Raw genomic sequence first — 14,387 nt, forward strand, 5'->3', positions numbered from 1 at the left:
CCAGTTAAATGGCGCAACAGCAGGGTTTGTTTATCTTATTTTCAGTTAATCGAGGTGATATATTTCTTCCATCTCAACCCATAGCGTTCCGTCTGGTTCTCCGTCCAGTGACTTTTGGCATGGGCCAGTTTCTTGCCACCACTCCTGAGTTTTCAGGTGTGCAGCCATCTTTTTCTGATCGGCTTCATAATCGTCGCCCATATATTCAAGATAACTGAACAGCAATCCACTTTTATAATAGATAGAGAAATTACGTAAGTTACACTCCTTAATCATGGCATTCACTTCAGGCCACGGGTTAGCATGTAGCGCTTTATAATATTCCAGCTTCTCAGGCCTGACCTGAACAACACAACCAAAACGGCGTATTTTACTCATGGGCCTATTCCTTATTATTAATAACTCCTGCGCGCAGCAGAATGTTTTTTATTTCAACTTTCATTTCTTCTTTCAATGGGGATGCTGGAGGCAGTGAATGCACAGGTATATCTAACCCAATAAGTTGCAAGGCATATTTCACCGCGTTATAGAACGGCAAATCCATACTATAAAGAGGCGGTATCCAGGAAAGCGACTGCTGCAATTCAACTGCCCGCGAGAAGTCTTGTTTACGGAACGCATCAAGAATTCCACAGGTGAGTTGAGGTGCAAAGTTCGCACTAGCCGGGATACAACCGTCCCCCCCAAGAATCAAGGTGCCCAGCAGGTACTCGTCATAACCGGCGAAAATGGCGAAGTCAGGGCGGTGCGGTTTCACTGCATGAATCGTCTCGCGGATATGCGATAAGGTATCGACGGTATCTTTAAGGCCGACAATGTTGGGGCAGCTCAACGCCAGCTCGCGGATCACGTTTACAGGAAGCGGCTGCCCGGTCAGCGCCGGGAAGTTGTAGAGAATAATTGGCAATTCAAGTGCATTGGCGATGGTTTTGTAGTGGTTTAGCAGGTTCGCTTCACTGAGCGGGTTGTACCATGGGTTGACCACCACCGCGCCACTCGCACCAATTTGCTGGGCATGCAGACCGGCATTAATCGTTTGTTGCGTGCCACAGTAAGCGATACCGATCAATACGGGTTTTCTGCCTGCAACCTGGCGCACGCAAAACTCAGCAACTTGCGTGCGCTGGGCTTCCGACATATGGGCAAACTCTCCGGCGCTGCCGAGGAAAAACAGGCCATCGACTGGCGATGACAGCAAATGCTCAATGAGTATCGCTTGTGCAACGCTATCAAATTCACCCAGTTCATTAAACAGAGTGGGAACCGGGGGAATAACACCACTAAAACGAGGCTGACTCATGATTTTCTCCAGCTGGTTATTGAACTCGTGGTCCATGGAATGCTTGTTGGTAAAGCGAGACTATCGCCTCAAGCGTGACCCCCCGCGGATTGCCACGGGTACAAATATCGTCCAGCGCTGCTTGTGAGAGTGTCAAAATATCTTCTTCTTTCACGCCCACTTCGCGCAGAGATGCCGGGATACCCACATCTTTATTTAATTGCCAGACGGCAGATACCGCAGCCTGACGAACCGCAGCCAACGGTAACGTACTGGCATGCTCAACACCCATCACTCGCGCGATATCACGGTACTTTTCACCTGTAAAATCAGCATTCCATTCCATTATCCAGGGCAACAGAACCGCATTCGCGACGCCGTGAGGCGTGTTGTAAAAGGCACCAAGCGGGTGAGCCATACCGTGGACCAGTCCCAGCCCAACATTGGAGAAACCCATTCCCGCAATGTATTGCGCCAGTGCCATCTGTTCTACTGCGTCGGCCTGCCCTGCAACGGACTGGCGCAGTGATTGCGCGATAAGCTCAATCGCTTTCAGATGGAGTGCATCGGTCAGTGCCCATGCTCCCAGGGTGATATAGCCTTCGATGGCGTGGGTGAGGGCATCAATCCCGGTTGCGGCTTTTAGCGGCGCGGGCATGGCATCCATTAAGTCGGCATCAACAATGGCAACCTGGGGAATATCGTGCGGGTCGATACAGACAAATTTTCGCTGCTTTTCTTCGTCGGTTATCACGTAATTGATGGTGACTTCTGCCGCAGTGCCAGCCGTGGTAGGGATGGCGATAATCGGCGCGCAGGGTTTGGTGGTGGGGGTGAAACCTTCCAGGCTGCGCACGTCTGCAAATTCTGGATTGTTGATAATGATGCCAATCGCTTTGCTGGTGTCTTGTGGTGAACCGCCGCCGATGGCAATCAGATAATCGGCATCGCATTGACGAAAAGCCTCAACACCGTTTTTCACCACGTTAATGCCTGGGTTAGGCACCACGCCATCATAAAGTGACCAGGCTTTATCGGCATTATCGAGTAACTCGGTGATCTTCCCGACGATCCCGCATTTCACCAGCCCTGAATCGGTGACGACCAACGCTTTTTTAAATCCACGGCGTTCAATTTCTGCAATCAGTTGATTGCGGCTGCCGCGTCCGAACCAGGATGTTTCATTTAATATCATTCGTTGTGACATTATTGCAGCTCCTTGGCGTTAAGCGCAGGCGAGGGCACTCGTACCTATTAATAAGTGCGACCTTGCCTGCAATTTAAAATTCTTTATCTAACTGATTTTATCGGTAAGACAAAAAATGATGATGCAAAAACAAAGATGATTGCGGCAATAAATAGAGTCGAATAGTCATTATTAAATGTTGATAATAACCATGCGGATAGTATTGGGCTGAAAGATTGTGGTAACACAGTGGCAATGGTCAAAATACCCATGTCTTTGCCTGCTTGTTTTCCACCACCGGGTAATACTTGGGTCATCAGTGCCATATCAATGGAGGTATAAGCACCGTAACCAAGACCCAGGATCGCCGCATAGTAATACATACCGTTGAGCGTCGGCACGAATAACGGGATCATCAGTCCAATTGCCATCAGAATACTGGAAGCAAAAACAAAGATTTTACGGCGTTGATACTTATCGGAAAGATAACCCGACACCAGGCCAGAGAACAGCAGTGTCACCAGGGTAATCACTGAAATAGTCCCGATGGCATAGTTAGAGTCTTTAACACTTAAACCAATGTAGTCCTGAAGAATATACAGCTGATAGGTTACAACCCCTTGATACCCCAGGAACATGGCGAAGCGGCCAAAGAACGCCCATCCAAAATCAGGATATAGGCGTGGGCTTACCCAGAAACTCTTGAAGAAGGTGCCCCATTTGAAGGGTTCAACGTCAAGTGCGCGGGTAGAGGGCTCGCGGTTTATCAGGACAAACGCTACGCAACAGGCGATGATCGCAAGACCAAATACCAGGTAACCGAGTTGCAGATTATATGCCAGGTAACCGGCGATAATAATACCGACCGTACCGCCTGCCGTTGAGCCAGCACCGACAAACCCAGAAGCGATACCCCGGTTTTCCGGTAAGAAGCGGTCTGCGACTACGGTGGCGAGTGGCCCGTTCATACAGTTAAGCGAAACGGCTGCCATAAGCCAAAACACGGCGATACCGGCAACGGTGGTGGTCATTGAAATCCCAAAAATTGCCAGGCCGCCAATCAACGCGCCCCCAACAATCCACGGCGAGCGACGCCCCCAGGTTGAGCGGCAACGGTCTGATAATGCGCCTGCAATGGGTTGAGCAAAAATGGTAAATAACAGCGCCGAGGTCATGACAATCGCCAGGTTATTGGCTTTATTTGCCGGATCGATTTGCGCTATATGGTTAGGTAATAAAACAGAAATAACACCGCAATACAGAGCCAGTAATACGAAGAAGTTAGTAAACAATGAAGCAAGAAGTATCCGCTTTCTTCTTCCGGTTACGTGCAATGTATTTTCTGAGGCTTTATCTTTAAACTTACCGCTTTCATTTGTAGGGTGCAGTGTATTACTATTATCAGACATGCTTATTTCCTCAATTATTTTTTTCAGTAGGGTACTGCGAAATAAACGACATCCAGAGCTTGTTCCTTATTTGTTACTCTCCGCCTGAATCGGATAAATAAATATTACGAGCATTCCCGCCCATAATGGCGTGTTTGTCGCGGGCATGCAGATTGGCGATTGCCTTTTCGACACATTTTTTCCAGCGAGAATACCCCCCGGCTAAATTGACCACTGGCCAGTCGCCCCCAAATAAGCAGCGATAAGGCCCAAAGCTGTTAATCGCGTGATGGATCCACGGAGCGAGTTGTTCATCGTCCCATGTTTGCCAGTCCGCCTCGGTAGGAAGCCCGGAAATCTTGCAGAACAGCGAAGGGAACTCAGCCAGTTGCGCGAACGCGTTTTGCCATTCCTGCCAGGCGTTGTTGATGATCCCCGGTTTCCCCATATGGTCCAGCACTACCCTGGCATTCGGTTGGTGCGCAAACAGCCAACTCAACAGATGATGCACCGCCGGTAATTGATGAGCCCGGACACATAAATCGAGAACAAAACCTTCCTGAGCGGCTGCCAGCAAACCTGCGCGGTAATGGGCATCGTAAAACAATGTATCAGGTTCATTTTGAAGCGAGCGACGAATACCGACTACGCGCGGCAGGGCGCGTAGCTGGCGTAGCAGCGGTATTACCGCTTCTCCGTTTTCTAGCGGTGCCCAGGCCACGATCCCGGCAATTTGAAAAGGCGAATGTACTGCCCGTTCGTTAATCCAGTTCACCTCAGCCAGCGCCTGATCCGCTGTGCAGTCTGCCTGTACCACAATGGCGGCATTCGGGGCCGGACCTTCTGCGGCTAAATCTTCCGGCAAATGTGCATGGTTGAGCGCTGGAACCTCACTAAGCCAGCCGTAGTGCAGAACACGTGGGTCCCACAGATGCAGGTGGCTGTCTATTAGCGTCATTTTTGGGCCTTGCCCCCGTTGCCTGGCAGCACATCCCAGCCAATATTCAGAACGGGTGCGATCAGCTCATCAATTTTTCGCAGCAACGCGGCATCCAGCGGTTGTTCACACCAGAGCACGTTATCGAGCATGTTTGCTTTGCTTGCGGTGCCGATAACTGTGGTGGCAATACCCTGTTCAGCCGCCGTGGTCAGTGCAAACTGCAATGCGACCTGGGAAATATTCACGCCTTCACGATCGCACAACGCAGAGACGGCGCGGCAGGCATTCTGTACCTCTTCGTGTGCCGGGTGCCAGGTTGGCGCGCCGCCGCGAGTGAGTAGTCCCATCGAAAGTGGGGAGGCATTCAGCACACCGATCCCAGCCTGGTTTAACCGCCTGGCAACATCGCCTAACCGACGGTCCTGTAACGTCCAGGTGCAGTAGGCCATAACGGTATCGACTTTCTGCTCCACGGCCAGTTTTTCCAGCAGCGCAAGATCGTAGCCAGTGATGCCAACATGCCTTACTACGCCACTTTGTTTGAGTTCACGAAGCGTCGGAAGTGCTTCTTCAACTAACTGGTGCAAATCACCGTATTCGATGTCATGACACTGAATAACGTCGATGTAATCAGTACCCAGGCGAACGAGGCTTTCATCAATGCTGCGCAAAGTGGCTTCGCGGGAGAAATCCCAGTGGCTGTCGCCATAGCGACCTACTTTGGTTGCGAGGGTATAGCTTGCGCGTGGGACCCCCTTCAATGCGCCACCCAATGCGGTTTCTGCTTTGGTTAAACCGTAATAAGGTGCGACATCGAAATAGTTAACGCCGTGTTCAAGTGCCGTGGCGACCGTATCGTTAGCTTGTTGTTGTGATACCGGGTGATAAATACTGCCAAGTGAGGCGGCACCCATTGCCAGTACGGGAACCTGAATGCCTGTGCGCCCTAAAGCTACTGTTTTCATTTTTCCTGTTCCTTGTTCATTCGTTATTTTGCGTAGCCCTGAGGGACAAGCGCAGCCCGGCACGTTCTGGGCGAACATGAGGTCCTTGTGGAAGCGTCCAGCCGCCTTCATTCAATTGCTGTGCAAGCGTGGTTTCATCAAACGTGATGCCCAGCCCTGGCGTGTTGCCTAACATGATCCCGCCATTTTCGATGCGCTGGTCGACGTGCAAGCCCAGAGGGAAACTGAGATCTTGAATTTCACAGCTCATATGGTTGGGAATAGCCGCCGCTGCGTGAGCAACAGGGTTAGCGTTATAGCCAACGGGGCTTACCGGTAAACTGAAAGCATGAGCAAGGTTTGCGACACGCAGGAAATGGCTTATTCCCCAACACATGCCTGCCTGCAACACATCCACCGCTTGTTCGCGTAACAACGGCTGGAACTGTTCGATACCTGTAAGGTTTTCTCCGGTAGCGACAGCACAGTTTATTTGTTGGCGAACAAGGGCGTGGCCGACGGCATCCCAACGTCTGACCGGTTCTTCAATCCAGGTCAGATCAAGCGTTTCTTCAAGGCGTCGCACATAGCGCACCGCTTGTTTGGCGCTCATCGACTCATTCACATCAATCATCATTGCGGGAGACGGTGAATTACCCAGATACACTTCCCGCACCGCCCGTAAGCGCTCAATATCCTGTTCAACATCGAGCCCACCTTTAAGCTTGAAGGCACTGAAACCACGTTCAGCAAATCGGCTGTGCAGGTTGACGAGTTCTTCCAGCGATAAAGGGAAATCCAGCCCGGAGGCATAACCTGGAACAAAGGGCTGACGCGCGCCAAGTAACCGCCACAAAGGTTGGTTCGCCAGTTTCGCTTTCAGATCCCACAGCGCCATGTCCACCACGCCAATTGCGCCAAAAACACTGCCGGCATGGCCGCTTTTAAATACCCATGACTGCATGCGATCGTAAAGTGCGGTTACCGCGCGTGGGTCTTCGCCCTCAATTGCCGGAAAGATGCGTGCAATATCGGCATGCCCTCCGAGGCCGATGCCAGAAACTCCCTCATCTGTTTCCAGGATAAGCAGGGGAACTTCTGTTACGCCAGACTCAACGGTGCCGTTAACGTCGCCAATCGGGCGGCCCCAACGATGAACAGTTTTTAGCGTGCGCCAGCCCGTGATTTTCATGCGGTCAACTCCTGTTCCAGTTCCGGAGTTTCGGAAAGGGGCGTGCGCAAATCAATCACCATGCGGCCTTGAATGCTGCCGCTCTCCATTTCTGAGAAAATGGCATTAATTTCATATAGTTGACGAGACTGAACCACCGGTTTGACGCGCCCGGCAAGGGCATGTTCGAAGGCTTCGGCTAAATCCTGGCGAGTACCGACCAGGCTGCCGACAATCTCAATACCCCCTAGAACAGTTTTGACGATATTCAAGTCCAGGTTGCCAGGAGGAACGGCGACGCAAACGACTTTGCCACCGGCTCGGAGGCTGTCTACTGCTTGATTAAACGCGGTGCGAGCCACGGCAACCACAACAGCGCTATGCGCACCACCCGAGGTGATTGTATGGATCCGCGCAGGCACGTCATCACGCATGGCGTTTAGCGTTATCTCGGCGCCTGATTCGCGAGCCAGATCGAGTTTATCGTCCTGAATATCGATGGCGATAACCCGGGCGTTAAAGACATTGCGTGCATACTGAATAGCCATGTTGCCAAGCCCGCCGGCACCCCAAATAGCCAGCCACTGCCCTGGGCGAATAGCAGAAACTTTGATGGCTTTATAAGTGGTGACGCCAGCGCAGGTAATACTGCTGGCGATTAACGGATCAAGCCCGGCAGGCACTTTTACCGCGTAATCAGCTTTGACAATACACTGTTCAGCCATTGCGCCATCGACGCTGTAGCCTGCATTTTTAACCTTGCGACAGAAGGTTTCCCGCCCACTGACGCAGTATTCACACACGCCACATCCTTCATAGAACCAGGCAATGCTGACGCGATCACCAATACGCAAGCTGGTGACATCATTGGCAATGGCACGCACGATCCCGATACCTTCGTGCCCAGGAACTCGGCCTGGTACGGGGCCAAAATCCCCCTGAACCACATGTAAATCGGTATGGCATACGCCACAGCATTCCACTTCGACTAAAGCTTCCCCGGCCTCTAAGGCACGTAGCGTTATCTTTTGGATGTCGACTTTACCGGGATGGCGTTGGCTAATGACGGCTGCTTTCATGATCGTTCCCTGTTATTTAAGCTCTGGTACTACGTTGTCACGGATACGCTGGCGTCTTGCTACGTAAGCGGGCAGGGGCTGCACACCCGATTGTTCGGTAAACCAGGCAAAGGGATCAGTACTGGCAACCAGCGCAAAATTAGCCCATGGATTGAATGAACCCGAGCGGATGACCACTTTTGCCCGATGGGCAATGTCGTGGCATAACGTTTCGTGGCTGGCTTCGTGGAATTCCGCGCCGGAGCCGGTATAGATGGTTTGCACATCACGATAAAGCTGCGGATGGCAATCACGCACTTCACTGGCGAAATGCACTTCTTCGGCAAACATTTCCTGGCGCAGCACGCGCAGGATCTCCAGCACATCAACAGTGCCAGGCCAGAATCCCAAATCAATGCGTTTTGCTTGTGGAGGGGTCGGGAAGCCGGCATCTGTCACTAATACAATGTCGGTGTGACCGAGTGTGGCTAATGCAGCGGCGAGTTCAGGGTGTAAGATTCTATCGGGTCTCATTTTTATTATTCCTCTGCAACGAGCATGGTTTTCATAAAGGCATCGACATCTGCGCGGTATCGATAGGAAGGGACAGTTTCCCAGTCGGTACAACACATGGCCGCAGTGGCATTCGCCAGCAAGACGGCTTCGGCTATCGGTTGGCCTTCATCAAGTGCAACGGCGAGTGCCGCATTAAAGCTGTCGCCTGCGCCATTACTGTCCACAACGTCGACTTTACAGGGCGGGATTTCTTGCGTGTCGTTGTGACTAAAAACAGCGGAACCCGCATCACCCAATGTCATCAAAACATATTTGCAGCCTGTTTCCAGCAACAGATCGGCAATTTCCCGGTTGCTGCGGGCATCATTTGGCGCAAGCCCAACTGCGACGCGCGCCTCGGACTCATTGGGTGTCAGGTAATCAATCGCACTCAGGTCAATCCCGCGCAAATTGCGGGCGGGTGCTGGGTTCAGGATCGTTGTTTTGCCCAAATCCTTGGCTTTTCGTAGCCCGTAGAGTGCGGTTTCCAGAGGGATTTCAAGCTGCGCCAGGGCAACGTTGCTTTGCTTGAGTTGTGGCAACGCCTGGTCAACCAGCGCCGGAGTAAAGAGCTTGTTGGCACCCATATCCACAACAATGATATTGCGTGCTTCGTTATCTTTAATGATGAGCCCGGCGCCCGTTGGCAATTCGGCAGACAGTGTCAGCCCCTGGATATCGACGCCTTCTTGCTGCATCAGACTGACAAATTCATGTCCAAACGCATCATCACCCACCACACCCGCATAAGAGACATCAGCCCCCAGGCGTGCTGCTTGCACCGCCATGTCAGAACCTTTGCCTCCCCATGTCTGGCGAAAATCCTGGCCAATTAGCGTTTCACCAGCCAATGGAATGCGGTCAGCCGTCATAACCAAAGCTTTCGCGTAGCTGCCGAGAATAAATACACTCATCACATACTCCGTCAATTGTGCTGTTTGTTTTCATTGAGGAAGCCGTCGGTTAGATGCCGACGGCTTCCATCGATCAGTAAGCGTTAATGTCCCCGGTCAGACCTTTCACCAGTTCAGGGCCTGAGCTGGTGCCTACCAGTTCTGCACCGGCAATGAACATCTCTTTCATTTTTTCCAGCGTGTTGACTTTACCGGAAACTTTTACCCGGCAAGGTGCCTGAATATTCGCTTTGAGAAGTTGAACATCTTCCACGGTTGCAGCACATCCACCTTTGCCCCAACCACTCGATTGTTTCACCCAATCAATGCCTGCTTCATAGGCAAAACGCGTTGCTTTGATTTTCATTGCTTCTTCGGTAATGAAGCCAAATTCCAGCATCGCTTTGACTTTCATGCCCAAATCATGTGCCACGTGGGTGACTTCTTTCAGCTCGTTGAAATAAAGGTCATCCATGCCACCGAGTAAAAAACCTGGGTTTGGTGGGAAGTCGAACTCGTCCGCGCCTTCTTTAGCCAGTTCACGCACCACTGCAATTTTCATTGCGGTGGTGTCATTGGCTTGCGGGAAGTTCACGGTGGTTGCAACACGTACGCCACTGCCTGTCAGTACATCTTTTGCCACGGCTACCCAACAAGGCGCGATCATCGCAGCGTCAAACTGATACTCCAGGCAAAGATTCAGGTGCTGGATAAGTCCCTCACGGGTCAAGTCTGGGCTGACGTTAGTGAACTGGATGGCCTTGGCTACCTGACGGGGATCGTTAAAATCAATCATTTACTTCTACTCCTGTTGGCTAAGTTAACGCACGGCGAGTTATGCGGCGAATCTGACATTTACTTTAGGCAGCTTTGGCAGAAAGCGTGATAGTTGGGATTCCCTGCAATATGGACAGAATTTCCATGTCAATAAAGTTGTGAGCTTGTTCAAAAATCTATCAGTGCTCTGGCGACATAACATGTTTTTGACGCGAGTCCATGCCACGATGAACGAAGGTGTCTGCAGCAAATTCTTGTTCAAAATGGAAATCCGGAATGGAAAAACTCGCGCAACAAACACAGGTCCTGGCGAACTGGTATCGGGAGTCAGATAAGTTTTCAACCCTGATGAATTACCAAATTCTGCGCGCAGGCCATATCAGAACCGCGGAAAATTTTCATGTGCGGCGGCAGTCGGTTGTTGGGCATGAGCTGATTTTTTGCCTGAAGGGAAGTGGCTTTGTCCGGTTAGAACATCACCTTTATGAAGTGAAGGAAGGGTGCCTGGTGTGGTTACCTGTCCGTTGGCCACATGAACATTTTCCCCATAAAGATGAGCCATGGGAAATATTATGGATACGCATTGATAGCGAAAAACTGAGTAATATCATGAAGATATTGGATGTTCCGCAAAATCCGGTATTCCAGTTCGATAACCCTGAAAAGGTCACTGAAATTTATCACCATATTTTTAGCTTGATGAAAAGCCACACATTAGTGACCGATGCGCATTGTGACGAACTCTGTGCGCGGCTGATTTTTACCTTGCTGGAGAATCGCAGTACCGAGGTGACCAAATCCCCGGTTATTACTCACCGTGGGCTTGGTCGGCTTATTTATCAGATACATAGCCATTACAGCGATGACTGGGATATTGATATATTTATGCAGTATTGCCAGGTAAGTAAATCGCAGCTATTCCGCTTATTTCAAATGACGTTTAACCAAAGCCCATTACGCTGGCTAAAAAAATACCGCCTGTCGCAGGCACGCCGCTTGCTGGTGGAGACACAGGAATCGATAGGCCGAATTTCAGGGCAGGTTGGGTATAACGATCCGCTCCATTTTTCCCGCGATTTTCATCGTGAGGTTGGGTTATCGCCAAGCGACTTTCGCCGCCGGGAGCAGCGAATGGATTGAGGAACAGCACTGAGCGTGGTTTACATCTGAAGCGGGTGATCACCTGGCTATCTATATCGGCTCACAACAAATCCTCATCGTCAGGTAAGTGCAGATCGATCCTGAGGGCCAGGGTTCGGCGATGCGCAACCCGGGCTTTCTGGATCGTCTGAACGAAGCTTTCTGCTACACCGTGACTTTATGGACTTCTGATCGCGGTCGTTCTGGGCTCCAGGCCTAGCATGTTAGCGAAGCTCCGGGTTTCATCGGCACGATAGGCCGAACCGTTATCCGTCAGCCATTCGATGGGCGCTGTCGGCAGGTGCTGCCCGAACCGGCGTTCCACTGCGCGTAGCAAACGTCCTGTACCGTATCGCTGTCATAACCGCCGGTGCTGGCCGCCCAGTCCAAGGCTTCCCTGTCGCCACAGTCGATGGCGAAGGTGACCCGCAGCTTTTCGCCGTTGTCGCAGCGGAACTCGAAGCCATCCGAACTCCAGCGGCGATTGCTGTCGGCCACCGCCACCCGGCCTGTGTGACTGTAGTCGCTCTGGCTCAGTAAGAACAGTACCCATGATTTCGCTTTGACCAGTCTTGAACATAGTTCGAAGCCGACCTCTTATTTTAGGCGGGTCAAAGTGTATGGATCATCAGGGGGCTAATACACAGTGTTTAACTGGTTTGCTTCTCTTGACCTAATCAAAAAATAGACTTTGTCTGAAAAATAAAATGTCGGCAGGCTATTCGAACCACATAATGCCCTACTTGCAATTTTGTTCATTATAACTAATGGATAATAATCTTCTGACTTAAAAAGTCACAGATCCCATGATACACCATGTCTTTCAGAACATTATCGCTGTAGCTCACTGCTTGTGTGTGTTTGTAAAATATCCCTTACAGGGGATATAACGGTAATATCCCCTATAGGGGGTAAATATGAAGGCAACTTCTTCAGGGTCACTGGCCAGCACGGTCAGGGATCAACGCAAGTTATAAAATTAACCCAGTTTAATACCGCTGAAAGCGTCGGCATAAAGCAAACCACTGTGTCTGATTTTGAAAATAAACCCGAATCCACCAAACTCGAAACCTTATTCAAAATCCTCTCTGCCCTTGAGCTGGAACTGTATGTGGTGAAAAAAACGCAGTGCTTGATGAGAAAAAAGTCTGGAGCAGGGAGTGGTAATAGAGGAGAACACAGGCGCTTACCGTCTCTATGAACGGCGTTATTGTGGGTACGCTTTATCGGGATGGCAGTGGGGCGATGTCATTTGAGCACACGCCTGAATGCCTGTCATCGTTCACCAAGTCTGCAATCCTAGCCCGACCTCACATTCTCACCCTTTATTTATGTGATCAACCCCACTGCATTTCTTCTCATTCTGCAAGCCAGATCAAATTCCAGCATCCAACGCCCATCCCCCGCCAAATTCCCCCTCATAGATAATTTACATCACGCCCTTTACCCACCATCCTCTACCCATGGCCTTAATCATTATGCAGCGACGTTATTAACTCACTAATACGTTCAGGGTTTAATAGCGTCTGAAAAGAATAAGGATGATGCCCCCCCTCGGTGGCATACCATTCCCGCAGCTGATGATTATGCTTAGCAAATAACGCCAGAGCCTCATCCAGTTGCAATTGCGTATCGTGTTGCTGGCCATATTTCCTTAATAACAGTTTCAAGGTGAGCGCTTGAATAAAGTCATAATATATTATCGTATATTTTTGTGCGCGAATAATACTGCCGCCAATATTTTGGATTATTTGTTCAGTCAACCCGGAGCTCGATAATAATTTTACGCTGCGGGTCGACATATAATCGGCCAGAAAACGCGAACGTTGATTCTCCAGTTCGATAAGCTGGCATTGCTGTCTGCCAAGTGCCGGATCGTCAGAGGGCATCAAGGGCTGGAAAGATTGCGTCCAGTTGGCGCTGCGGGTATCGAGATGAAGTAAACGCAGGGCATGTTCAATATTCGCCGGCGGCTGGCTACGGCTTTGCAACACCCGCCCCAGCAAATTGGGGGTGATACAGCTCCATTCATAGCTGGCGGCGATAACATCGCCAATTTGTTGGGCCGTACGGTGTGTCAGCTGGCCGTTGCCGTTGAGATGAAGCCAGTCCAGCAGCAGCTGGCGAGGGGAAATATCGGGCTCGTGGATAAGGCGAGACAGGCCATAAAGGTTGACCTCGTTGATTGAATCGCGAAGGGATAACTGGGGCAGCCATTCCCAGTCGATACGTACGGTGATGGCCTCAGGCGCGCTATCTGGCTCATGGTTTAGCCATTGTAAACGTTGCTGGAACTCATCTAGCAAATAACAGGGCAGCAGGGTCCAGCCATAGTCCAGGCCCCAGAGATCGATCTCGAGCCATTTTTTATTGCCGGTGATATTGAGCAAATTGGGATTGGTCGCGAAGCCTGGTCGGTAATCCAGTTCAGTGGTTTTTACCGAGGCGCGGACATCGGCGGGTAGGGCCTCAAGGGTGGTGCGCAACATCTGCCGGGGCCAGGTTTTATCCTGGTAATCGCGCAGAATCAGCTGCCGTCCCAGGCGACGAATATTGCGATACAGTATCGCTAACGCCTCCGTCCATTGGCGAGCGCCGACGTCTTCGGTCGATAACGAAAGGCGTAAGCCGCGTACCGAAGGTAACCGTTCCAAGATGTCGGCAATGCTGTGCTGAAAAAAATAATAAATAAAGTCGGCTTTATTGCTGTCGTTGAGGAAAAACTCAGGGAATTTTTTTCTTATTTCAGTGCAGTCAGGGGTGGCTTCGCCCTGTAGCCATAGCTGCAGGTTATGCTCATCGCAATAGTCGCTTATTTTTTTCAGCAGTAGCAGCGTGTTTTCACGCGACAGATTGAGGTTGGTGATATCTGAAGGTCGGCAGCGAGGCGATGCCCTCGCCAGCTGGGCCAATAAATTCTGCTGATGGATGATTATTCCCTGAAAATGATATTTCTTAATGAAAGTCGTGAGATTTTGGAAAAATGACCAGTCGGCGATGTGCGGCGTATTTATTTCCAATAAAAAAAGCGGCTGTCGACTGTTCATATTTATTAA

The 14,387-nt window shown here is 50.7% G+C and carries 14 protein-coding genes and 1 pseudogene; 2 read left to right on the forward strand and 13 right to left on the reverse strand.

What is annotated here, in order from left to right; all coding sequences use genetic code 11:
- Positions 1–45: 45 nt before the first annotated feature.
- The 11 genes from EDC52_RS04230 to deoC all read right to left on the reverse strand — a co-directional run bounded on the left by EDC52_RS04230 (position 46) and on the right by deoC (position 10,210).
- Positions 46–378 carry an L-rhamnose mutarotase gene (locus EDC52_RS04230; protein WP_196237745.1) on the reverse strand — a complete coding sequence of 111 codons (333 nt, stop codon included), beginning with the start codon at positions 376–378 and terminating at the stop codon, positions 46–48.
- 4 nt (positions 379–382) lie between these two features.
- Positions 383–1,300, reverse strand: coding sequence for a dihydrodipicolinate synthase family protein (locus EDC52_RS04235; RefSeq protein ID WP_131864109.1), 918 nt, complete (start codon positions 1,298–1,300; stop codon positions 383–385).
- 16 nt (positions 1,301–1,316) lie between these two features.
- Positions 1,317–2,486, reverse strand: a complete 1,170-nt coding sequence (gene fucO / locus EDC52_RS04240; RefSeq protein ID WP_131864110.1) for a lactaldehyde reductase — start codon at positions 2,484–2,486, stop codon at positions 1,317–1,319.
- 83 nt (positions 2,487–2,569) lie between these two features.
- Positions 2,570–3,874: an MFS transporter gene (locus EDC52_RS04245; protein ID WP_131864111.1), complete on the reverse strand. Its 1,305-nt coding sequence runs from the start codon at positions 3,872–3,874 to the stop codon at positions 2,570–2,572.
- A gap of 73 nt (positions 3,875–3,947) precedes the next feature.
- Positions 3,948–4,811: an amidohydrolase family protein gene (locus EDC52_RS04250; RefSeq protein ID WP_131864112.1), complete on the reverse strand. Its 864-nt coding sequence runs from the start codon at positions 4,809–4,811 to the stop codon at positions 3,948–3,950.
- Positions 4,808–5,758 (reverse strand): aldo/keto reductase, encoded by a 951-nt coding sequence (locus EDC52_RS04255; protein WP_131864113.1) that lies wholly within the window; start codon positions 5,756–5,758, stop codon positions 4,808–4,810. The genes EDC52_RS04250 and EDC52_RS04255 overlap by 4 nt, the downstream gene beginning before the upstream one ends.
- A gap of 16 nt (positions 5,759–5,774) precedes the next feature.
- Entirely contained in the window at positions 5,775–6,929 is a 1,155-nt protein-coding gene (locus EDC52_RS04260; protein ID WP_131864114.1) for a mandelate racemase/muconate lactonizing enzyme family protein, read from the reverse strand.
- Positions 6,926–7,987, reverse strand: coding sequence for an alcohol dehydrogenase AdhP (adhP, locus tag EDC52_RS04265; protein WP_131864115.1), 1,062 nt, complete (start codon positions 7,985–7,987; stop codon positions 6,926–6,928). The genes EDC52_RS04260 and adhP overlap by 4 nt, the downstream gene beginning before the upstream one ends.
- A 12-nt stretch (positions 7,988–7,999) precedes the next feature.
- Positions 8,000–8,500 carry an RbsD/FucU domain-containing protein gene (locus EDC52_RS04270; RefSeq protein ID WP_131864116.1) on the reverse strand — a complete coding sequence of 167 codons (501 nt, stop codon included), beginning with the start codon at positions 8,498–8,500 and terminating at the stop codon, positions 8,000–8,002.
- 5 nt (positions 8,501–8,505) lie between these two features.
- A complete protein-coding gene (locus tag EDC52_RS04275; protein WP_165911654.1) occupies positions 8,506–9,435 on the reverse strand; it encodes a ribokinase in 930 nt (309 codons plus the stop codon).
- Between the two features lie 73 nt (positions 9,436–9,508).
- Entirely contained in the window at positions 9,509–10,210 is a 702-nt protein-coding gene (gene deoC, locus EDC52_RS04280) for a deoxyribose-phosphate aldolase (RefSeq protein WP_131864118.1), read from the reverse strand.
- Between the two features lie 257 nt (positions 10,211–10,467).
- Here deoC and EDC52_RS04285 point away from each other — a divergent pair, with 257 nt between their 5' ends.
- A complete protein-coding gene (locus EDC52_RS04285; RefSeq protein WP_131864659.1) occupies positions 10,468–11,331 on the forward strand; it encodes a helix-turn-helix domain-containing protein in 864 nt (287 codons plus the stop codon).
- Positions 11,332–11,512: 181 nt separating this feature from the next.
- On the opposite strand, the pseudogene EDC52_RS04290 reads toward EDC52_RS04285, so the two are convergent.
- Positions 11,513–11,850 (reverse strand): annotated as a pseudogene (locus EDC52_RS04290) (DDE-type integrase/transposase/recombinase); the annotation flags it as partial.
- Positions 11,851–12,358: 508 nt separating this feature from the next.
- Here EDC52_RS04290 and EDC52_RS20315 point away from each other — a divergent pair.
- Entirely contained in the window at positions 12,359–12,532 is a 174-nt protein-coding gene (locus EDC52_RS20315) for a helix-turn-helix domain-containing protein (RefSeq protein WP_329955545.1), read from the forward strand.
- Positions 12,533–12,800: 268 nt separating this feature from the next.
- Here EDC52_RS20315 and EDC52_RS04300 read toward each other — a convergent pair whose 3' ends face one another.
- A complete protein-coding gene (locus tag EDC52_RS04300; protein ID WP_131864119.1) occupies positions 12,801–14,378 on the reverse strand; it encodes a hypothetical protein in 1,578 nt (525 codons plus the stop codon).
- Positions 14,379–14,387: the final 9 nt, after the last annotated feature.

The organism is Biostraticola tofi (assembly GCF_004343195.1).
Taxonomy (GTDB): Bacteria; Pseudomonadota; Gammaproteobacteria; order Enterobacterales; family Enterobacteriaceae; genus Biostraticola; species Biostraticola tofi.